The sequence below is a fragment of the Gordonia sp. (in: high G+C Gram-positive bacteria) genome (assembly GCF_052106715.1).
Lineage (GTDB): Bacteria > Actinomycetota > Actinomycetes > Mycobacteriales > Mycobacteriaceae > Gordonia.
This window is the reverse complement of the sequence record NZ_JBQEDL010000042.1, coordinates 1-21585: the sequence shown is the minus strand read 5'-3', so window position 1 is coordinate 21585 and position 21585 is coordinate 1. Positions and strand designations below refer to the sequence as shown.

Here is a 21585-nt window from a genome sequence, read left to right as displayed (position 1 = left end):
TCATCCCGCTCGTCGAGCCCCCGGCGACGTCGCCAGGTATGCCACGGCCTGGGCGGTGTCGCCGATCTCCGACGGATGAAATCCCGGCCTGAAATAGGTCGCTGTCGACACGACGATGCGCCCGACCTTTGGGAAGATGCCCTTGCGCGATTCAGCGAAATAGTCCTTGACATACTTCAGGTTTCGGGCTCGAGTGCTCATCTCTGAGAATGTCGGGTCCTGGCTGTTGATGAACCGGAAGCCGCGGATCAGGAGGATCAGCAGAAACGGAAGAGCCAGACCCATGGCACGGCCGCGGCGTAGGCGGCTGTCCCCGAAGTACGCTGCGACTTCGTGTGCGACGGAACGGTGCTCTACCTCTTCGGCACCGTGCCAGACGAACATGTCGGTCATGTTCGGGTCGGCTCCGTTCTCGGACCAAGTGCAGTTCAGGGCGAAGTCGCCGAGGAAGGCCGTGTAGTGCTCGATCGCCGCGATCAGCCAGAGGCGTTCGACGAGATGCTTCTGCATGGCCTCGGGCGTCTGCCCCTCGCGTGGTCCGAGGACGCGACGAAAGACCCACTCCATCTGGGTGAGGTAGCCGCTCGGGTCGATGCCGCGGGTGGTCAACCACTCGTGGACGGCCTTGTCGTGTGCCTCGGCGTGCATCGCCTCCTGGCCGACGAAACCGCGAATGTCGGCCGCGAGGTTCTCGTCCTTGACCATCGGGAGCGCCTCGTTGAATGTCTGGACGAACCACCGCTCGCCTTCGGGCAGCAGCAGATTCAAGGCTGTGATCATGTTCGACGACACCGGGTGATTCGGGATCCAGTGCAGCGGACTCTCCGACAGGTCGAACTCGACGTTGCGGGCATGGAGTTCAACGTCGCCCGGATCGGTATCGACGTTCGGGTGGGGGCGTGCATGCGTGCGTGCCATCGCGGTCTCCTATCGGGTCAGTCTCTGGCGTGCCGCGATGCGCGACGCCCAGGGGATGAAGCGGTACACGCGGTAACCGAGTTTCGCTTCCGGCGTCACGGGCACGACGGCCTTGTTGGACGCGACGGCGGCGACGATCTCGCGTGCCACCTTGTCCGGCGTGTAGTTCCGCTTCTCGTAGAAGCCACTCACCTTGCGGCGCATGGCTTCCTGGTCGTCGACGCCCGCATACTCGGTGGCCGACGTGATGTTGGTGTTGACGATGCCGGGGCAGATCGCGCTGACCCCGATCCGATGGGCCGCGAGCTCGGCTCGCAGACTCTCGGAGAACATGAGCACACCTGCCTTGCTCGCTGAATACAGTCCGAGCTCTCGTGACGGGGTGAATGCGGCGGCCGACGCTAGATTCACGATATGACCGCCGGTTCCGCGCTCGACCATCTGCGTGGCGAACGCGCGACTACCGCTGATCACGCCGCGCAGATTGATGTCGAAGAGACGGTCGATCTGGTCATCGGTGGCGTCCAGTGTGCTGCCGCCGAGACCGATGCCGGCGTTGTTGATGACGATGTCGGGGACACCGTGCTGCGCAAGGACATTCGCGGCGAAGTCGTTGACCGCAGCGGTCTTCGAGACGTCCAGCTCGTAGACGGCGGTGAGAACGCCCTTCGCCTTGCACTCGGTGGCGGTCTCGCCGGCCCCGGCGGTGTCGATGTCGGCGAGGACCACCTCGCAGCCGAGCTCGGCCAAGGAGTACGCGGTCTCGCGTCCGATCCCGCTGCCTGCGCCGGTGACGACGGCGAGCTTGCCGGTCAGCGGCTGCGGCGGACCGGACACGCGTGCACGGTCGATCGTGTTCGGAGCGCTCGACGTCCCGTTCTCGATGGAGTCGATGAATTCGATCGCCGTCGCCGCCAGATAGTCCGGGTTCGTGTACGGCAGCCAGTGGCCGGTGGCCGTCGACTTACGCCACAGCTTCGCGGCGTGCGTGTACGTACGGTCGTAGATGGCCGGACGCAGCGCGATGTCGCGGTCGTTCACCACCTCGAGGACCGGGACCTCGGTGGGACGGGGGTCCGGTGAGGCGAGCTTGGCTCGGATGTTGGCGCGGTAGAGTTTGAGCCCGGAGATCATGTCCTCACGCAGGGTCGGAGCAAACGAGACGTTCTCGCGCGGCGTGCCCTCGACCGTGTGGAGGAACTCGGTCCACAGCTTCTCCGAGCCCAGACTGCGGAAGAACGCGTCGGAGACGCCGGGGATCTGGAAGAACCCGGTGTAGGCCGACGATGCCACCTGGGAGAGTGCCTTGCCGACGCTGCTCAGCGTTCCGGTCGTCAATTGGACGCGCGCCCACTCGCCCAGGAAATCCAGGTTCGGGCCCGACACCGACGTGAACGATGCGATGGCATTCTCGGCACCGGGCGTCGTCACCGACTCCCAGGTCTGGACCGAACCCCAGTCGTGTGCGACCACGTGTGCGCGGTGACCGTCGGTGACCGCGTCGATCACCGCGAACAGGTCCTGTGCCAGGTCGGCCAACTGGTACGACGACACCGCCTCCGGGCGGTCGCTCTCGCCGAAACCACGTGTGTCGTAAGCGAATACGCGGTAATGCTCGGCGAGTAGCGGGGCCACTCGATCCCAGAGGTGATGGGTGTCGGGCCAGCCGTGGACCAGAACTACCGTCGGGCGGTCGGTGTTCGCCGTGTCGCCGTACGAGAACGTCGCGAGGCGGAATTCGCCCGCATCGACGTCGCTGCGATGCCAATCGATCATGTCGTCTCCGATCGTGCCAATGATCATTGAGACGGTACCACCGGTAACAGCGGTCCGCTAGCAGTTGCTAGCGGACGATACTATATGTTACTGCCGGTACCACGACAGGAAGTTGCCGATCCGATCGATCGCCTCGGACAGGTCACGCGCCCACGGTAGCGTCACGATGCGGAAATGGTTCATATCGTCCAAATTGAATCCCGACCCCTGCACCACGAGAATCTTCTCGTGAAGGAGCAGGTCCTGGACGAATTTCTCGTCGTCGTGGATCTCGTGGACCTCGGGATCGAGCCGCGGGAACGCGTACAGTGCGCCCATCGGTTTCACACAGCTCACACCCGGAATGTCGTTCAACTTGTCCCACGTGATGTTGCGCTGCTCCAGCAGGCGGCCACCGGGATGAACGAGGGCGTCGATGCTCTGGTATCCGCCGAGTGCCACCTGGATCGCGTGCTGGGCAGGGACGTTGGCACACAATCGCGTCGACGCCAGAATGCCCATGCCCTCGATGAACCCCTTGGCGTGGTCCTTCGGCCCCGTCATCACGACCCAGCCCGCGCGGTAACCACACACGCGGTACGCCTTCGAGAGGCCGTTGAAGGTGAACGTCAACAGATCCGGAGCCAGCGACGCCACGTTGACGTGCTCGGCTCCGTCGTAGAGGATCTTGTCGTAGATCTCGTCGGCGAGGATCAGCAGCGAGTTCTTGCGAGCCACCTCGACCAGGCGTTCGAGCACCTCGCGTGAGTAGACGGCACCTGTCGGGTTGTTCGGGTTGATGACGACGATCGCCTTGGTGCGCGGCGTGATCTTCGATTCGATGTCCTCGATGCTCGGATTCCAGCCGTTGTCCTCGTCGCACTTGTAATGGACCGGGGTACCGCCCGACAGCGCGGTCATCGCCGTCCACAGCGGGTAGTCCGGAGTCGGGATGAGAACCTCGTCGCCGTTGTTGAGCAGCGCCTGCATCGTCATTGTGATCAGCTCGGACACCCCGTTGCCGAGAAGCACGTCGTCGACATCGAAGTACGGGAAGTCGGGGATGAGCTCGTAGCGGGTCACCACGGCGCGGCGAGCAGACAGGACTCCCGCCGACTCGGAATAGCCTTGCGAGAACGGCAGTGCGTGGATCATGTCGCGCAGGATGACGTCCGGCGCCTCGAACCCGAACAAGGCAGGATTGCCGATGTTCAGCTTGAGGATGCGGTGCCCCTCCGACTCGAGTCGCGCCGCCTCCGCGTGCACCGGACCTCGGATCTCGTAGCACACGTTCTGCAGCTTCTGGGACTGCTCGAGCGTGCGGAGATTCAGGTTCTGGTGCGACACGTGGGGGCGACTCATGGGTACATTCTGTCAGCCTGACGCAATCGAATTGAATTCGACGGGGACACTGGTGGGCGTGACTTCCACCTCGTTCACCGTCGCCTCGTTCAACGTCAACGGAATCCGTGCGTCCCGTCGTCGTGGATTCGACAGTTGGCTCGCCGACCGAGCCCCGGATGTCGTCGGCTTGCAAGAGTTGCGGTGTCCGGCGTCGGAGGTCGGCGAGTTTCCCGGCTACTCGGCTGCGACGGATGTCGGGTCGATCCCGGGCCGGAACGGCGTCGCACTGCTGACCCGGTATAAACCTGACGCCGTCCGATCGTGGGCGGTAACGCCACCGAAGGCACGCGGCCTCGGCGCCTATGCCTCGCACGGGCGGTACATCGAAGTCGACCTGGCAGACCGACCGCTGACTGTGGCCTGCCTGTATCTCCCGAAAGGTGGATTGCCCGGTCACTTGCAGCGCCCGGGCGGCATGCGCGCTGAAACTGACGGCGGAGCCAAGTACGAACGAAAGATGGCGTTCCTCGCTGGATTCGCCCGGGAACTCGACCGGAACAGGCTGGCCGCAGCGCGGGCGGGCCGCGAATTCCTCCTGGTAGGGGACCTGAACGTCGCACATACTCAACACGACGTCACTAACTGGCGTCCGGCCCGGAAGATGGAAGGGTTCTTGCCGGAGGAGCGCGAGTGGTTCTCATCGCTGCTGTCGCCGCGTCGTCTCGTCGATGTGGTGAGGGACTCATACGGCGACCACCCGGGACCGCTCACCTGGTGGAGTTGGGCGGGGCAGTCGTTCGTGAAAGACGTTGGTTGGCGGATTGACCACCACCTGGCGACCCCGGGGCTTGCGCGACGTGCCGAAACTGTCTGGGTGGACAAAGAGGCGTCACCGGATGCGCGGTTGTCCGACCACGCCCCACTGATCGTGCGCTACCGAGACTGATCGGCAAACGTTTGTGCTCGACAGTGTCCTAGGGACACCGTCGAGCACAAACATTGAGCGAATCGGAACCGTCTACGCGTGGCGTGCGTCTAACTGAGTATGGGGGAGAGGGAGCCGCGGGGCGTTCCGGTTTGTATTCGCGTCGCAGAGCACCTTGCGGAAAATGACGGCGTCATCACGGCGGAACGGGCCCACGAGTTGGGTATGTCGATCGACGAAGTGAAGAACAAAGTACTTGTGCGGCTGTGGATCCCACATGCTCGCGGCGTCTATCTATCGGCCGAGCACCGGATGACCGAGACGGCGCGCCTGCGGATCGCGGTGGCGACGCATGGCGGCGTGGTCGACAGGACGGCGGCGGGGTGGCTGCACGGTCTGATCCGAGACCTTCCGGACGTGATCACGCTGTCGGTCCCGCAGGCCGTGCACGGCACCGCCGACTGTGCGGTGACGACGGGCTCCAAGCGGCGAACATTTCCCTCCGAAGACGTCACGGTCGTGGCTGGGACAGCGGTGACCGCCTTGCCGTTGACGATCTTGCAGGCCGCCGCCGAGCTGGATATCGATGCGGCTGTGTCTTTGATGGATCGGGCGCTCCAGACCAGGCAAGTCACTGTGGCGGAGCTGCGTGCCAGCCTCAACCGCAATGCAGGCGCTCACGGAATGGGAGCGGCGCGCATCGTCCTCACCGCAGCAGAAGACGATTCCGAATCGGAGGCGGAGCGGCTATTCGTTCGACTTCTGAAGAGGTACGGGATTACTGGTTGGAAACAACAGGTGTGGGTCGGTGGGCATCGCATTGACTTCGTGTGGCCCGAGCTGGGGATCGTCGTCGCGATCAATGGTTGGGCCTTTCACCACGAGTACGACAGGTGGGACACCGATCTGCGTACGACGAACATGCTCGTGGGGATGGGGTGGTACCCGCTCAGCTTTCCCTGGAAACGGCTGAAGTTCGAGGAGGAGTCTGTGATGCGGGAACTAGCGAACGCGATCGAAACGCGACAGACCATCCAATAGAACGACGTTGGGACTCGACCGTGTTCCCAGGGAGGTGGATCCCTAGGACAGGGTCGAGTCCCAACGTTCGACTCGATACGGGCTACTTGGCGCCGGGGCGCTTCTTCCCGGCTGCGAGACCGAAACCTTTGGCCTTGGAAGCACCGGTCTCGGCGATAGTCCGGGCGTCCGCCGCGGGTGCCGACGGAGTCGGAGCCTCAGAGGCCTCGGCCTCGGTCTCTGCAGGTGCCTCGGCCTCGGGAGATTCCGGCTCGGCGGCAGGCTGAGCTTCATCCTCCGGAGCGCTCTCCTCTGCGGGAGCCTCGGACGTTGCGGGAGCCTCAGACGCTGCCGGAGCCTCCGCCTCGGGAGATTCCGGCTCGGCGGAAGCTTCCGGTTCTGCGGCCTCTTCGGTCTCTGCCGGTGCAGCTGTGGCGGCCGGTTTCGGTGCGCCGGGTTTCTTGGCGCCTGGTTTCTTCAGTCCGCCTGCCATGCCGAAGCCTTTGGCTTTGCCTTCGGTGCCCTCAGTGGCGCCGGCCTGTGCGGTTCCGGCGTCGGCCGGGGCCACGGCGGCGGGAGCCTCCGGTTCTGCGGGAGCCTCGGCTTCTGCTGGTGCAGCCGTTGCGGCCGGCTTGGGGGCTCCTGGCTTCTTGGCGCCTGGTTTCTTCAGTCCGCCTGCCATGCCGAAGCCCTTGGCCTTGCCCTCGGTGCTCTCGGTGGCAGCTGGGGCCTCCGTCGTCGCCGACGATTCGGCGGACGATTCTCCAACAGGTGCGCTAGCTCCACCTGGTTTCGGTGCTCCGCCGCCGGGCTTCGGCGCTCCGCCTGGCTTCTTGATCCCGCCCGGCTTTTTCAGGCCTCCGCCCATGGCCAGGCCCTTGGCCGGTGCGGCCTCGGTTGTCTCGGCTGCCGGTGCATCGCCTGCGGGAGCGGCCGCGCCGCCCGGCTTGGGTGCGCCGCCCGGCTTCTTCAATCCGCCGGGCTTCTTGAGGCCGCCACCCTTGGGCGCCAGACCCACAGCAGGCTTTGCCTCAGTGGTTGGAGCCTCGGCGGTCTTGGCCTCCGCCGCGGGAGTGGCCTTCGGAGCGGCCTTCGCGGGTTCGGGCTCAGGCTCGGGAGTCGGAGCCAGCTCGGACTGGATCGGGTGCAAGAACTTGCCACCGCGCTCGACCTTCTCGCGGCCACGCTGCACACCTTCGAGAATCATCTGCGCGACGTCGATGACCTCGACCTTGCCCTCTTCTTCGGTGCCGCTGGTGCGGGCAGTCACGCCGTCGGTGAGCATGACACGGCAGAACGGGCAGCCGGTCGCGATCTTCTTCGTCTCGCCCTCTTTGGACGGAGCAGGTGTCAGTGTGAGTGTGTCGAGCGCTTCATCGACGCGGTCGACGTTGATGCGCTTACCGATCTGCTCTTCCATCCACATGCGAGCGCCGCCGGCGCCACAGCACATGGAGCGTTCCCCGTGGCGAGGCATCTCGGTCAGTTCGCCGCCGGCCGCGTCCATGAGTTCACGCGGAGCGTCGTAGACCTTGTTATGACGGCCCAGGTAACAGGGGTCGTGGTAGGTGATCGACTGGCCGCCGACCGGGGCGACCGGCACCAGACGCTTCTCGCGCACCAGCCGGTTGAGCAGCTGAGTGTGGTGCACCACCTCGTACTCGCCGCCGACCTGCGGGTACTCGTTGCCGAGTGCGTTGAAGCAGTGGGCACAGGTGACGATGATCTTCTTGCGCTGTGTCGGCGCGGTTGCGAACAGTTCGTCGAACGTCTCGATGTTCTGCTGCGCGAGCATCTGGAACAGAAATTCGTTACCTGCGCGGCGAGCGGAGTCGCCTGTGCAGGTCTCGCCCTGACCGAGGACGAGGAAGTCGACGGCTGCGATGTCGAGGAGTTCGGCGACCGCCTTCGTCGTCTTCTTCGCGCGGTCCTCGTACGCGCCGGCGCAGCCGACCCAGAAGAGGTACTCGTAGCCCTCGAACGACTCGACGTCCTGGCCATAGACCGGGATGTCGATGTCCATCTCATCGATCCACGCGGTGCGCTGCGAGGAGTTCTGACCCCACGGGTTGCCCTTGTTCTCGAGGTTCTTGAACATGCCCGCGAGCTCGGTCGGGAAGTCCGACTCGATCAGGACCTGGTAGCGCCGCATGTCGATGAAGTGGTCGACGTGCTCGATGTCCACCGGGCACTGCTCGACGCAGGCGCCGCATGTGGTGCACGACCACAGTGCCTCAGCGTCGATGACGGCTCCCAGTGGATCTCCGCCGAGCGAATCGCCGACCAGCTTGCGATCAGCTTCCGCACGCGCGGACTCAGGGACCTTGGCGAGCTTGTCTTCGTCGACGTTTCCGTCCTTGTCGACGATGCCGGCCTCGTCGCCTTCCATGTTCTTGGCGCCGCCCGCGAACAGATACGGCGCCTTGGCCTGGCCGTGGTCGCGCAGCGCCATGATCATCAGCTTCGGCGACAGCGGCTTACCGGTGTTCCACGCAGGGCACTGCGACTGGCAGCGACCGCACTCGGTGCACGTGGTGAAGTCGAGCCAGCCCTTCCACGAGAAGTCCTCGATCTTGCCTGCGCCGAACGCGTCGACGTCGGGGTCGGCCTCCTCCATGTCGAGGACCTTGCCCTGGCTCATCATCGGCTTCGCCGCGCCGAGGGCGACTCCCCCGTCGGACTCACGCTTGAAGAAGATGTTCGGGAACGCCGCGAAGCGGTGCCATGCGACACCCCAGTCGATGTTGAGGCCGACCACGGCGAGCCAGATCATGCCCGACATCAGCTTGATGACCGCAGCAGCGGTCACCCAGTACACGGAACTGCCCTCGAAGAGCTGTGCAAAGTAGTGGGTGAAGAACGACGTCCAGATCGGCGGGTCTTCGATGCCCGACGAGATCTTGAAGGTCTTGACGAACACCATGCCGAGTCCCTCGATGAGGACGACCAACTCGACGAAGTATGCGGCGCCGAAGCGCGAACCGGAGAAGCGCGAGAGCCTTCCGGGGCGACGCGGGTGGTTGAGCTGACGAATGATCATCATCACGGAGATGCCGATCACTGTGCCGAGCCCGAGGACCTCATCGGCGAAGATGTAGATGTCCCATGCGCCGATGACCGGCCAGTGGAACTCGGGGTCGAAGATCTGCCCGTATGCCTCGAACCAGAAGATCGCACCGATCAGGAAGCCGAACATCACCAGCCAGTGAGCCCACCCGACGGTGCGGAACTTGACCATTCGAGTGTGCGCGACGAACTCTTTCAGCATCGTCGCCAGGCGCTTACCTGGATAGGCGAAGCGCTGCGCATCGACCTTCTGACCTTGCGCAATGGAGCGAATCATGGTGAATACGCCCCGCAAGAACAGTGCCCAACACACCAGGCTGATCAACGCGGCGATCGATCCGATCACGATCGTGGTCGTCGTCATGAAAGTACCGGCCTTTCTTCAGGTCGTACCAGGACTCGACGTGAGCGGCCGATGCTCATGTCGAAGTCGACGTTTTTCTCCTGGTTACCGTAAGGCTTCGCACCCGCCGAGCGCTCCCAAGGATTACCTAACTTCGCTGGTTGCAACGGGTTCCAGGTCTGCGGTGGTGATGTTACTCGTCAGTAAGTATTGGGCCAAGTCTGCTCCAGCCGATGCCGGTGTGACGTCGGACAAGGTGCGATGGCGCCTCGACTTCGCTCGACCGGCGGAGGGCCGACCAGCGAGCGGGGTCTCGACTTCGCTCAACCGGTTAGGCCTTCGGAGGCAGCGCTTCGAGCTCGGAGAGGGTGGTCTCCAGATGGTCGAGCATGCGCTGCAGGCTGGGGAGCTCGGCGCGGGCGCCGGTGATGCCGAAGTTCGCCTTACCGGAGATGGTGGCGATCGTGATGTTGATGGCCAGTCCTTCCAGTGGGATCGACACCGGATAGCAGCCGTCCATGCGCGCGCCGTTCCAGTACAGTGGCTCGTCGGGGCCGGGAATGCTCGAGATCATCAGATTGAATCCGGTCGGCGTGTACTGCACGAAGCCAGGGATCGTGGTGAACGCCAACGGCCAGATGATCGCTGCGCCCAGCGCGAGAGCCTGCAGTGGTCGGAGGCCGCGGACGGCCGCCTTCGCTGCGTTCGTCGACGCCTTGATCGCAGCGACGCGGGCTCCGGGGTCGGCAACGTCAGTGGCCAAACGGACCGAGATCGCGGTGATCGCGTTGCCATCGGAATCGTTGTCGCTGTGCAACGAGACCGGCAGCACTGCGACGAGTGACTCGTCGGGCAGTGCGTCTTGATCGCTCAGATAGGTGCGCAAGGCGCCCGAGCACATCGCAACCATCACATCGTTCAACGTCATGCCTTGCGCTTTGCCGACCGCGCGGAGACGTTCGACCGGCCAGTCCTGTGCCGCGAAACGTCGTGCGGATCCGATCGGGACGTTCAAGATCGTGTTCGGAGCCTGCTGCATTGGCGGCACGTAGTCCTTGTCCGTCACGCCGGCGAGGGCGATCCTGGCGGCAGCGGGCCCTAGACCGACGACTTGTTCAGCGATGTCGACGACGTGTGAGGCGACTCCGGTGATCGACGAGAGGAGGCCTTTCGTCTTGGTCTCGCCATTCGCTTTGGGCTTAGAACGCCGTTGCGACCGTGCATCCCAGACTGCGGTCACCGACCTGTCGTCTGGGTCGGTCGACAGGCTTCGCTGGAGCAGTCGGAGAGCGGTCACGCCGTCGACCACGGAGTGGTGGAACTTCGTGTACACGGCTATGCGACCGTCGGCGAGGCCCTCGATGATGTGCGCCTCCCACATCGGTCGGCGACGGTCGAGGAGGTTCCCGTGGTTGAGCGACACGTATTGCAGTAGGTCGCGGACCGCACCGGGGCGAGGGAGGATCGCGCGTCGGAGGTGATAGTCGAAGTCGATATCATCGTCGTACGACCACGCCGTGTATCCGGCGACCTGTGCGGGAGTTGCCGGTCGCTTCAAGAACATCTTCGCGACATGGCCTGTCGGTATCCGCAGCTTCGCGGCCATCTCCTCGGCGAGTTCGTCGGAGGTCTGATCGTTGCGCGGGACGAACAACTGGAGTCCGCCTACGTGCATGGGCTGCTCACGGGTCTCAGCGATCAGGAACATCGAATCTGTGACCGGCATGTACTGCATGGCAACTAACCCCTCCCCGTGACGTGCGCTCCTGGGCGCATGAGTGGCCCAATTGTGACATGACGCACAATGGCGGGTTTCATCGCCCTATCTCGTTGGATTCTGCAGCGTGAACGGCGCGCACTACCGTGAACGAGTGCTCACTCGACGGCGCCTCGTGCAGCTTCTCCTATTGGCAGTTCTCGCTGTCGAAGTCCTGGTCGCAGTCACGTCGTCATGGGTAGCCGTCGCATCGCGCGGTCGGGTCGTCGAACCCGGAGAGATCCCCGAGCAGGCGTCTCGCACCGTGATCGTTCTCGGTGCGAAAGCTGACGACGGGCAGCCCGGTGACTACCTCCGAGCGAGGCTCGACGTGGTCGTCGACCTGTATTTGTCGCGCCGCGTCGACAGGATCCTCGTGTCGGGCAACGACGCAGACGATGCAGGGAACGAGATCCGCGTGATGCGCGCCTACCTGGAGGCGGGTGGCGTGCCGTCGAACGTGATCGTCGACGACGGCTTCGGGCTCAACACCGCGGCCACATGTCGACGTGCCGCAGACGTGTTCGGGATTCGGTCAGCGCTGATCGTCACGCAGAACTTCCACGCCGGGCGGGCCGTGCTCCTGTGCGACGCGTACGGGGTCGACGCGACCGGTGTGATCGCACCGTGCGGGCATTGTTCGACGCCCAGCATGATCCGTAATCACTTGCGTGAATCGCTCGCGTCGCGACCGCGTGCCGTCTGGGATTCCCTCCGCACACGGAAATAGCGACGAGCGAGGACGGGACGACAAGTAGGTCATTCAATCGGATTGCGCCCCTTAGTATTCGGAATAGCGTGAGCACATGGTGAGGACCGGACGGCCCGGGTTGGACGTGGCGGGACTCGCGGTGGCCGCCGAGGCAGCGGTGATTCCGGCGCACGCGGCCCTCGCCGCTCTGCACGACGCCCGCGTCCCGGTCGCCGCGGTCACCGCCGTCCTCCATGTGGGACACAGCGACGGTGAGTCGGTGTCGGGGACGGTCCGCGACGTCGTCGGAGCCGCCGGTTGCCTGCGCACGTTCGACGTCGACCCGCGCGCAGGCGGCTTCGTCGCGGCGTTGGCGGTCGGCGCATCGCTCCTGGGTGACGGGGACAGGGAACACCACGGGATCAGCGGCGCGGTGTTGATCACCGCCTGCGAGCCCGGCAGCGGTGCCGCGTCGATCGTATTGACACGCGGATCGCCCTCGGGCGCAGGCGTATCGGGAATCGGTCAGGCGTCGAGCGACACGATCGCGCCGTGCGTGCTGCGGTCGGCGTCTCCAGTCCGCGGGCTCCTCGACTGCCGCGCGGCGGGCCGCTACGACGTGGTGCTGGTCGCTGCCGACCGTACGTCCCCGAGAACCGCCTCCGTGCGGTGCCGCCTGCAGCACTGGCGCTAAGAGTCTGCGGAGTCGTCCTACTCGAACATCGGCGGCTGCGGCGGCCACCAACCCGTCGCCATGCCGATGTCGGAGTCCAGGTACGGAATCAGGCTGCGGACGAACGCGGTCGTCAGGTGGTGGGAGTCGTGCCAGACCAGGATGTTGCCGACCACCGCCGGACAGTAGCCGCCTCGGCAGAATGCGTTGCTGTAGTCGAGGAACGTCATATTCGGGAAGTCGTCTGCGATCGCGTCGATCGGGCTCACCTCCGCCAGGGTGCGCGCCCGCGGGACTCCACAGACGTCAGGGCTCTTGCCCGCGGCGATGCAGTCGCGCGGAATCATCGGCCCACGCGTCCACGGGGTGTCTCGCACGGCGATCACGTTCTGTCCGCGATCGCGGAACAGTGCGAAGTAGTCGAGGTAGCCCTTGGGGGTCACGTCCCCTGGACCGTCGTCGGCCGGTCGTGACGCGGTCGTGAAGACGACGTCGGGTTTGTCTTCGTCGAGCTTGTCGGCGACCCGCTCGGACCAGTCGTTGCACTCGGTGAGTAGTTCGCCTGCGTACTCGACTGCGGCCTCGGTGCTCAGCGCGCACCCGGCCTTCATGTACGTCGTGACTCGGAATCCGCGCTTCTTGCCGATGACATCGAGTGCGGTCATCCAGTGTTCGGAATGCGATCCGCCGACGACGGCCATCGTTCGGGTCGCGGTCGGGTCTCCGTACACGCCGACCCGGATGGACGGGTCCCCGAAGTTGGAGAAGTGCGGTCGGTGGTTGAGCGGCCAGTCGCTTTCGGCGGCTTCGGGAGACGGCACCGCTTCGACAGCAGGTGTGGGGAAGTCGCTGAGGAAGGCGCGCGCGCCGGGGTAGTCGCGCGGGTCGAGATTCGTGGTGTCGACGTACCGATGTGCGGCGCGGTACTGCCAGTACCCCGCGCTGCCCACGGAGAACAGCGTTGCGATGACGAGGCCGACCGCGAGGATCCGGCGGTACCGAGTGGTGAACCCTGCGCCGCGTCCGGCGCGCAGTGGCGCTTCGACGAACTTGGTCGTGAACCACGCGACGATCACGGAGACGACGAGAATGACGGTGCCTTCCACGAACGACACGTCGTCCTTGAAACGCCACGTCATGTAGAAGATGAGGAATGGCCAATGCCACAGGTAGAGCGCGTAGGCGATGGAGCCGAGCCACACGATCCACGGGTGGGCGAGGACACGGCCACCACCCGACAGATCGTTGCCGGGTACTTCGCGCGGTGCGGTGGCCGAGGAACCGAGCCAGATCAGCAGAAGAGTCGAGCCTGCCGGGACGAGCGCTAACAGCGCCGGGTACTGCTCGACGCCCGCGATCCAGAAGCCAGACGATGCGATGAGGAGTACGGCCGCTGCCGTGAGTGCCGTCCGCAGCCAGTCCGCCAACCGGAGACGGGGCATCCAGATGGCGAGGAGCCCGCCGGTGATCGGCTCCCATACACGCGCGATCGTGTCGTAGTAGTTGAACGGCTGGTTGATCCCGTGGCGGTAGTTCGCCCATGCGAACGACACCAACGCGACGAACGCCAGACTGCCGCCGACGACGCCGGTAATGACACGTGGGCGACCCAATGCGGGCCAGAATCGTGCGCCGAGCTTCAGGAGACCGCCGAGGGCGAGGGCACTGACGATCGTGATGAAGAAGAACTGGCCCTGCATGGCCATCGACCACAGGTGTTGCATCGGGCTGACTGCGGAGTCGGCCGCTCCGTAGTCCTGCGATGCGAACGCCAGGTGATAGTTCTGGTAGTAGAAGGCGGAGGCGATGAGCTCCTTGCCGAGCGGAGCCCACCGTGTCGACGGCATCAACCACCAGGTCAACGCCGCAACCACGGCGAGCAGAAGGAACAGGGCCGGGATCAGTCGGCGGAGCATCCGGGACAGTCGCGGCCAGGGGTTGATCGCTACCGACCAACTCTGGTCAGCGGGATTGGTCCGGATGACGTGTTTGAGCAAGGACGCGACGAAGAAGTAGCCGGAGAGCGTGAGGAATACGTCGACGCCGCCGGACACGCGCCCGAACCACACATGGAAGATCGCAACGAGGAAGATTGCGATTCCGCGCAGCCCGTCGAGGTCGAGACGATAGCCCGAATTGGTGCCAGCGGCCGCGTCCTCGTTCGGTGTCGAGTGCGACTGAGGCCCGTTGATCGCTCCGGCTTTCGTCACAGCGGGGATGGTACGTGGACGGGCGTGCCTTTTTCCATTTCGACGCGGGTCCGCCCTTTTCCAGGCGCGGACCCGCGTCGTCATGTCGATCGGCGATCACGCTGCCGGTCGGGCATGCGGTCCGGTGTCTGACGTATCCGATTCGCCCAGCTTCGCGGCGTACGAGACGCCGAGGCCCAACAGGATGAGTCCGACGACGATGAATGCGATCACCCGGAAGATCCCGTCGAGTGCAGCGAGATCGAAGACGAAGAGTTTGGCGATCGCGGCAGCCATCACTGCCAGCCCCGCGGTGAGAGCGACCACTCGGTCGGTGCCGGTGAGGCGTCGCGCCCAGAGGAGGGCAGCGGCGGCGGCAACGCCCCATGTGATCGTTGCGGCGGCGTGACCTGCACGGAATGCGGCGTCGGCATCTGGAGTGATCAGGTGGGCGGAAGCCAGCGTGGCGGTGGTGATCAGCCACAGTCCCACAGCGCTGCCTGCGACCGTGAGCTGTGGGGCGGACTCCGGATAGACGTCGGCCCACGACCACGCGATGAGAGCGGTGGCCGCCAGACCCATGAGTCCGCCGACGAGCAGCGAAGCGTGAGTGCCGTCATCAGACTGGAGCTGGGTGGACAACAGCTGGTGCAGCGCGCCGTCACCGGTGAGCGCGAGGACGCCGATCCCGCTGAACACGGTGCCTGCGACGCGGACGCCGTGAGCGAGGTCGCCTGCGAACGGAGCAGCGACGGCGAGCAGGAGTCCGGTGACCATGAGTGCGGACGGGCGGTAGTCGGTGTCGAGGACGTACCCAGCGGCGACCAGCAGGTGCACGATCGCCGCACCCAGCCACATGATGCGAGCAGCGCGGGGGACGAACCGGGTCGTCGAGAATGCCACGACCAGGTACATCGCGGAGCCTGCGGCGAGGACGGCGGGAGCGGCGGCTCCGAGCGATCCCGCAGCGAACAGCATTGGGGCGGCGGCGAATCCGGAGGCCAGGGCGACGACCTCGGGGTGAGTTGCACTACGGACGAGCAGGAGTGACGAGCCGATCGCGATCGCGATACCGGCGAGCGCGAAGCCGTTGGTGAGCCACAGTTGGTCCGAGGTCTGCGTGAAGATCAGCGACGGGAACATCACCGCAGCCGTATTGACGATGAAGACGGTGAGCCAGTTGCGTCCGACCTGGATCCACAGGGTGGTGGCGGCGTAGACGAGTAGGAAGCCGATGAGCATTTCGTCGACGCCGCGCGTGACGACAGGGGCGAGGACGAGCATCGGGATCGAGACCATCAACGTCAGGGTCTGACTGTTCCAGCGGTGTGCGATACCGAGACCGATACCTGCGATGAGGCCCGCGATGATGAGGGCCGCGATGTCGGGTAGCCACCTGTAGACGGTGCTCATTGCGAGTACGTCGAACAGGAGACCTGCGATGCCGGTGGCAACGAGAGCGACGGCTCCGGGGCGACGTTCCGCGGTGCGGCCTGTCCAGACTCCGAGTCCGGCGAGGGCGGCGGCGAGGACACCGCCTCCCACGACCCGGACCTCGGGCCGAAGGAGTCCGGCCTGCGCGGCGAGGACGAGGAGCATGACGATGCCCGCGAGCGTGATCGCGACACCGACTCCGGCGAGGATCTTTCCGATGAGGCCGCTCTCCGCGGCCTTCGAGATGCGTTGTCCGATGGTCGGCGACGGCCGGCGGAGCGGCTGAGAGGGGAAGGGTGGGTAGCCCTGCGTCTGGTACTGCACGAACGGCTGAGCAGGGGTGTAGCCGGTCGGTGGGGACGGCGGAGTGAAACGGTTGACGGGCGTCGGGCCGGAGCCCGCGGGCGGGTGGTTGTGCGGTGTCTCGTTCATGCTTTCCACTCTCGACCTGCGAAGATGAGAAAACATGCGTGGAACTACCTACTACGCATGGTCACTTCCCCACGGCTGACCGTGCCGTCTGCGCGGCCGATATCGCGAGGTCATTCCGCGTCCAGCCCGTGCTCGATCGCGTAGCGGGCGAGCTCTACGCGATTTCCGAGCTGCAGCTTCCGTAGCGACGAGCCGACGTGGTTCTCGACGGTGCGAGGACTGATCGCGAGGCGGGTCGCGATCTGGCGCGAGGACAGTCCTTTCGCGACGTAGCGTAGGACCTCGGTCTCGCGGCCGGTCAGGACTGGCGCGTCGGTCTCCGGCGTTTGCGACATGCGCCGGTACTCGCCGAGGACGAGCCCGGCCAGGCCCGGCGTGAATACGGTCTGACCGTCGCCGGTGGCTCGGACGGCCGCGATCAGCTCGGACTGCTGGGCGCTCTTCACGAGGTATCCAGTTGCTCCGGCCTTGATCGCGTCGAGCACGTCGTCGCGTTCGTCGGACGCAGACAGGATCAGCACCCGCGCACTCGGGTGGGCGGTGAGGACGCCCGCAGTCGCCTGTGCGCCGGAGCCGTCCGGCAGGTTCATGTCCATGAGCACCACGTCGGGGCGGACGGCGCCTGCGCGGGCCGTCGCCGATGCGACGCTGTCGGCGGTGGCGACGACGTTGAACCCATTGTCGGCGAGGTCGCGGGCCACGCCGTCGCGCCACATCGGGTGGTCGTCGACGACCATGATCGTCGGATCGTTCACGGCGCGCCCTTCTGTCGGCGGGGTGTGGACAGTTCCCATTCTGTCCCGGCGCCGGGCGCCGATTCCAGGCGTGCGGTGCCGCCCAGGCTCTCGATGCGACCGATGATGGACGCGGAGATCCCCATGCGTCCTTCGGCCTCGGCGGCGGCGAGCCGACCGTTCTCGATGCCGACGCCGTCGTCGCGGACCGAGACGACGACCTGGTCGTCGAGGTCCTCGAGGAGGATGTACGCCTGTGCGTCGGGTCCGGCATGGTTGGCGACGTTGTCAAGGACGTTGTCGACGACGGCGACGAGCTCGTCTGCGATGTGCGCGTCGACAGTCACCGAGTCGGCGGGGGCGCTCACCTGAGCGCGGTGGCCCACGGCCGACCGGAGTACCGCGGCGAGGTCTCGGGATGTCGGGGCCAGCGTGGGGGACGGGTCGGCAGTGTCGGCGATCAGAGCTCGGAGGCGACGTTCCTGCTCCGCGGACAGTTGCGCGAGTTCGGCTGTCTCCCCACCGATCTCGCGTCCTCGTTTGGCGATGAGCGCGAGAACTTGTAGGACACCGTCGTGCACCTCGCGGGACAGTCGTTCGCGTTCGGCCGACCGCGCAGCCAGACCGATCGCCTCGACCAACTCTTGGTGGACGGTGCGGGCACGGGTGGCAGCCATGCCGACGGCAGCCGCAGCCGAGACCAGCAGGATCGTCGTCGCGTTGCGCCCGAAGTTCACGTCGATCTGGCCCTTGACGTAATAGTTCGCACCCGCGACGGCGAGTGCGGCGACAGCGCCCCTCAGTGCGCCGCCGATGATGGCGGCCGACAATGCGGCGTTCGTCATCCACAACGTGGTGGGCCACGTCTGATTGTGCGAGGTCCAGTCGGCGTCGGTGACAAGCGACGTCGACAGCATCATGCCCGCGGACACGACGACTTCGACGGCGACGAACCAGGCGCGACGACCGAAGCCGACGAGGTAGCCGATCGTCCACCAGATGTTGGCGGCCGTCAGGACGGCGAACAGAACCCAGGTGACGCGGGGATGAGTGAGGTCGTCGTTGATCGCGATCTGGAATCCGAGGGCGTACACGAACGACAGGAGCCGAAAGATCTGTGCCGCGCGCCAGAGCGGGCCCGCAGGGTCGCGGTCGTGGATGTCGCGCCAGGCTGCGGGCATCGCTTACAGCTGTCGCTCGACGAACTGCGGCTGTTCTCGCGCGAGGCCGGCCGTGCGGGCAATCGCGGAGTTGCGGCCGGCGAGGAGTCGGACCTGCAACGATTGTTCCACGGGAAACGACAGACGTGAGCCGGTGTACCACGTGTTCTCGAACAACGATTTCGACGCGGCGACGGCGTCCGGCGAGCGCTGCTTGATCTGCGCGATCAGGGCGTCGGCATCACCGAAAGGGTCGTCGGAGACTCCGCTGATCAGGCCCCATTCGAGGGCCTGGGGTGCGCCGAACACCTCGCCGGTCATGGTCAACCGTTTGGCCACGTCGATCGTGGTGAGTTGGGCGATGCTCGCTGACAATGACATGTCGGGGATCAACCCCCACTTGGCTTCCAGGATCGACAGGTCGGTATCGGGTGCGGCGTAACGGAAGTCGGCCCCGAGGGCGATCTGCAGGCCGCCGCCGTAGCAGTGACCGCGGAGGACTGCGATAACCGGGACGGGGACGCTGCGCCAGGCCCACGCGGCGTTCTGGAAGGTGTTCGCCGCCGATGATCGCTTGGGAATCAGGTTGCGCATGATCCGACGGCGCTCCTTGCTCGCCGACGCGAAGTCGAGTCCAGACGAGAACGAGTCGCCTTCACCGGCGACGACGACAGCACGCACGCTCCGGTCCTTTGACACCCGACGGGCTGCGGCGGCGAGATCGTCGAGCATGTCGAGAGTGAGCCCGTTGTGTTTCTCCGGACGGTCGAGCCGAACGTGCGCCACCTCGTCGCGCACCTCATAGCTGATGTCGCTCATGCGTTGACGGTATACGCAGCCGATCGCGGCGGCGACGGATGGCTGTGACATCACCGGGGGCGAATCAGGGCTCGGCCGATAAGTCAGTTCCGCGGACCGTCGGCGACGGCGTGATCGACCGCTCGCTCGAGAAGGTAGGGAACGATGCGGCGATGCAGTATCCCGACCACCGCCCATATCGGACGGGCTGCGACGTGCGCGAAGTCCACGCGGGTCGTCCAGAGGATCTGGGACTGATCTACGTGCAGGGTGAGGTGGGCGCCGATCAATCCGGAGTGTTGCTCGAGTACGACCACCTCGGGTGTGGACTCGCTGATCGGCCACCCGAGGACGTGTTGTGAGGAGCCCGCGGGCCCGGGCCGGAAACCGAGCGCGATGAACCATCCCGCGAGTAGAAACCATCGGAGAGGGCGGGGCGCGCCTTCGAATATCTCGCGTATCCAGGCCTCCGCCCGGCGCGGTTCGGTCAGCGGCATCGCGATTGCGAATGAGTCGGAGTAGTTCGGCTCTGAGGGCTCGGCCGGGGGCGGAACAGGGTGGGCCCGATGCTTGTCGGTCATCTCAGAATCTCCTATCTGCGGTGGTACGCAGCTCAGTCCTGCGGGGGCGGTGCGGACCGTCGGTCCACGAATTCAGCCTCCGGGTGCCCACAACGACAGTCCTGGGTCGAGTGGCGCATCTCACACGATACTTGAGCGGATATCGGTCAACTATGGGGAATCAACCACATGGTCGGGTAGTTGAATGGAGCAAGAAACCTGAGTGATAGAGACTCAAGAAGGTTGACGGGACGAGATGAGACCGGTAAACCTGAGCCGAAGGCACTGAGGTTTCGGCTCGCAAGAGTTTGACAAGACCACCAGGCCGCCAGGCCCATGAACCAACCGGCTTTCATATAAGCCGCCTACAAGGAGGAACACATATGTCCCGTGCTGTCGGAATCGACCTCGGCACCACCAACTCCGTGGTGTCCGTTCTGGAAGGCGGCGAGCCAACCGTCATCGCGAACGCCGAAGGCTCCCGCACCACCCCGTCCGTCGTCGCGTTCGCCCGCAACGGCGAAGTCCTCGTCGGACAGCCCGCCAAGAACCAGGCGGTCACCAACGTCGACCGCACCATCCGTTCGGTCAAGCGCCACATGGGCGATGGCGACTGGACGGTCGAGGTCGACGACAAGAAGTACACCCCGCAGGAGATCAGCGCCCGGACGCTCATGAAGCTCAAGCGCGACGCCGAGGCCTACCTGGGTGAGGACGTCTCCGACGCCGTCATCACGGTTCCCGCCTATTTCAACGACGCACAGCGTCAGGCGACCAAGGAATCAGGTCAGATCGCGGGCCTCAACGTCCTGCGCATCGTCAACGAGCCGACCGCGGCCGCGCTGGCCTACGGCCTCGACAAGGGCGAGAAGGAGCAGACCATTCTGGTCTTCGACCTCGGTGGCGGCACGTTCGACGTCTCGCTGCTCGAGATCGGCGACGGCGTCGTCGAGGTCCGTGCGACCTCCGGTGACAACGACCTCGGTGGCGACGACTGGGACGAGCGCATCGTCGAATGGCTCGTCGACAAGTTCAAGTCGGTCAACGGCATCGACCTGACCAAGGACAAGATGGCCAACCAGCGTCTCCGTGAGGCTGCCGAGAAGGCCAAGATCGAACTGTCGTCGTCGCAGAGCACGTCGATCAACCTGCCGTACATCACGGTGGACGCCGACAAGAACCCGCTGTTCCTCGATGAGCAGCTCTCGCGCAGCGAATTCCAGAAGATCACCAGCGACCTGCTCGAGCGCACCCGCAGCCCGTTCCAGGCCGTCATCAAGGACGCAGGCATCTCGGTCGGCGACATCGACCACGTGGTGCTCGTCGGCGGCTCGACGCGTATGCCTGCCGTCACCGAGTTGGTCAAGGAGCTGACCGGTGGGCAGGACCCGAACAAGGGTGTCAACCCCGATGAGGTCGTCGCTGTCGGCGCGGCCCTGCAGGCAGGCGTCTTGCGCGGTGAGGTCAAGGACGTTCTGCTCCTCGACGTGACTCCGTTGTCCCTCGGCATTGAGACCAAGGGTGGCGTCATGCACAAGTTGATCGAGCGCAACACCACCATTCCGACCAAGCGCTCGGAGACCTACACGACGGCGGAGGACAACCAGCCGTCCGTGCAGATCCAGGTCTTCCAGGGTGAGCGCGAGATCGCTTCGCACAACAAGCTCCTCGGCTCGTTCGAACTGGGTGGAATCGCGCCTGCACCGCAGGGCGTCCCGCAGATCGAGGTCTCCTTCGACATCGACGCGAACGGCATCGTTCACGTCACCGCGAAGGACAAGGGCCCC

At 65.2% G+C, this 21585-nt stretch carries 16 protein-coding genes; 5 read left to right on the top strand and 11 right to left on the bottom strand.

From position 1 onward, the window contains the following. The 3 genes from ACTIMF_RS16720 to ACTIMF_RS16710 form a co-directional block, all read right to left on the bottom strand. Positions 1-918, bottom strand: a complete 918-nt coding sequence (locus tag ACTIMF_RS16720) for a metal-dependent hydrolase (protein ID WP_442351413.1) — start codon at positions 916-918, stop codon at positions 1-3. Between the two features lie 9 nt (positions 919-927). Next, positions 928-2694 (bottom strand): SDR family oxidoreductase, encoded by a 1767-nt coding sequence (locus ACTIMF_RS16715; RefSeq protein ID WP_442351412.1) that lies wholly within the window; start codon positions 2692-2694, stop codon positions 928-930. An 87-nt stretch (positions 2695-2781) separates the two neighbouring features. Then, positions 2782-4035, bottom strand: coding sequence for a pyridoxal phosphate-dependent aminotransferase (locus tag ACTIMF_RS16710; protein WP_442351411.1), 1254 nt, complete (start codon positions 4033-4035; stop codon positions 2782-2784). Between the two features lie 58 nt (positions 4036-4093). Here ACTIMF_RS16710 and ACTIMF_RS16705 point away from each other — a divergent pair, with 58 nt between their 5' ends. Then, on the top strand, positions 4094-4963 hold the full coding sequence (locus ACTIMF_RS16705) for an exodeoxyribonuclease III (RefSeq protein ID WP_442351410.1): 870 nt from the start codon (positions 4094-4096) through the stop codon (positions 4961-4963). A gap of 204 nt (positions 4964-5167) precedes the next feature. Continuing rightward, positions 5168-5983, top strand: coding sequence for an endonuclease domain-containing protein (locus tag ACTIMF_RS16700; protein WP_442351409.1), 816 nt, complete (start codon positions 5168-5170; stop codon positions 5981-5983). 82 nt (positions 5984-6065) lie between these two features. Here ACTIMF_RS16700 and ACTIMF_RS16695 read toward each other — a convergent pair whose 3' ends face one another. Further along, the gene (locus ACTIMF_RS16695; RefSeq protein ID WP_442351408.1) at positions 6066-9392 is read right to left on the bottom strand and encodes a (Fe-S)-binding protein; all 3327 of its coding nucleotides are present in this window, start codon (positions 9390-9392) and stop codon (positions 6066-6068) included. Positions 9393-9702: 310 nt separating this feature from the next. Continuing rightward, positions 9703-11106: a WS/DGAT/MGAT family O-acyltransferase gene (locus ACTIMF_RS16690; RefSeq protein ID WP_442351407.1), complete on the bottom strand. Its 1404-nt coding sequence runs from the start codon at positions 11104-11106 to the stop codon at positions 9703-9705. Between the two features lie 136 nt (positions 11107-11242). On the opposite strand from ACTIMF_RS16690, the gene ACTIMF_RS16685 reads away from it, so the two are divergent. Both ACTIMF_RS16685 and ACTIMF_RS16680 read left to right on the top strand, forming a co-directional pair. Further along, positions 11243-11857 carry a SanA/YdcF family protein gene (locus ACTIMF_RS16685; protein WP_442351406.1) on the top strand — a complete coding sequence of 205 codons (615 nt, stop codon included), beginning with the start codon at positions 11243-11245 and terminating at the stop codon, positions 11855-11857. A 76-nt stretch (positions 11858-11933) separates the two neighbouring features. Next, positions 11934-12512, top strand: a complete 579-nt coding sequence (locus ACTIMF_RS16680; protein ID WP_442351405.1) for a hypothetical protein — start codon at positions 11934-11936, stop codon at positions 12510-12512. Positions 12513-12529: 17 nt separating this feature from the next. Here the strand turns inward: ACTIMF_RS16680 and ACTIMF_RS16675 are convergent, their stop codons facing one another. The 6 genes from ACTIMF_RS16675 to ACTIMF_RS16650 form a co-directional block, all read right to left on the bottom strand. Continuing rightward, on the bottom strand, positions 12530-14701 hold the full coding sequence (locus tag ACTIMF_RS16675; RefSeq protein ID WP_442351404.1) for an acyltransferase family protein: 2172 nt from the start codon (positions 14699-14701) through the stop codon (positions 12530-12532). Between the two features lie 96 nt (positions 14702-14797). Beyond that, positions 14798-16546, bottom strand: a complete 1749-nt coding sequence (locus tag ACTIMF_RS16670; protein WP_442351403.1) for a DUF2339 domain-containing protein — start codon at positions 16544-16546, stop codon at positions 14798-14800. A 110-nt stretch (positions 16547-16656) separates the two neighbouring features. Next, complete coding sequence (locus ACTIMF_RS16665) at positions 16657-17283, bottom strand: response regulator (protein ID WP_442351420.1); 627 nt, start codon at positions 17281-17283, stop codon at positions 16657-16659. A gap of 14 nt (positions 17284-17297) precedes the next feature. Beyond that, entirely contained in the window at positions 17298-18461 is a 1164-nt protein-coding gene (gene macS, locus ACTIMF_RS16660) for a MacS family sensor histidine kinase (protein ID WP_442351402.1), read from the bottom strand. Positions 18462-18464: 3 nt separating this feature from the next. After that, entirely contained in the window at positions 18465-19259 is a 795-nt protein-coding gene (locus ACTIMF_RS16655) for a crotonase/enoyl-CoA hydratase family protein (RefSeq protein WP_442351401.1), read from the bottom strand. 83 nt (positions 19260-19342) lie between these two features. Further along, entirely contained in the window at positions 19343-19819 is a 477-nt protein-coding gene (locus ACTIMF_RS16650; RefSeq protein WP_442351400.1) for a DUF2867 domain-containing protein, read from the bottom strand. Positions 19820-20181: 362 nt separating this feature from the next. Here ACTIMF_RS16650 and dnaK point away from each other — a divergent pair. Continuing rightward, on the top strand, positions 20182-21585 hold a 1404-nt coding region (gene dnaK, locus ACTIMF_RS16645), incomplete at its 3' end, for a molecular chaperone DnaK (protein ID WP_442351399.1).

Coding starts and splice junctions, on each gene's coding strand:
- ACTIMF_RS16720 (WP_442351413.1), bottom strand. CDS start 918: ATGGCACGCACGCATGCACGCCCCCACCCGAACGTCGATACCGATCCG.
- ACTIMF_RS16715 (WP_442351412.1), bottom strand. CDS start 2,694: ATGATCGATTGGCATCGCAGCGACGTCGATGCGGGCGAATTCCGCCTC.
- ACTIMF_RS16710 (WP_442351411.1), bottom strand. CDS start 4,035: ATGAGTCGCCCCCACGTGTCGCACCAGAACCTGAATCTCCGCACGCTC.
- ACTIMF_RS16700 (WP_442351409.1), top strand. CDS start 5,168: ATGTCGATCGACGAAGTGAAGAACAAAGTACTTGTGCGGCTGTGGATC.
- ACTIMF_RS16695 (WP_442351408.1), bottom strand. CDS start 9,392: ATGACGACGACCACGATCGTGATCGGATCGATCGCCGCGTTGATCAGC.
- ACTIMF_RS16690 (WP_442351407.1), bottom strand. CDS start 11,106: ATGCAGTACATGCCGGTCACAGATTCGATGTTCCTGATCGCTGAGACC.
- ACTIMF_RS16680 (WP_442351405.1), top strand. CDS start 11,934: ATGGTGAGGACCGGACGGCCCGGGTTGGACGTGGCGGGACTCGCGGTG.
- ACTIMF_RS16670 (WP_442351403.1), bottom strand. CDS start 16,546: ATGAACGAGACACCGCACAACCACCCGCCCGCGGGCTCCGGCCCGACG.
- ACTIMF_RS16665 (WP_442351420.1), bottom strand. CDS start 17,283: ATGGTCGTCGACGACCACCCGATGTGGCGCGACGGCGTGGCCCGCGAC.
- macS (WP_442351402.1), bottom strand. CDS start 18,461: ATGCCCGCAGCCTGGCGCGACATCCACGACCGCGACCCTGCGGGCCCG.
- ACTIMF_RS16655 (WP_442351401.1), bottom strand. CDS start 19,259: ATGAGCGACATCAGCTATGAGGTGCGCGACGAGGTGGCGCACGTTCGG.
- ACTIMF_RS16650 (WP_442351400.1), bottom strand. CDS start 19,819: ATGACCGACAAGCATCGGGCCCACCCTGTTCCGCCCCCGGCCGAGCCC.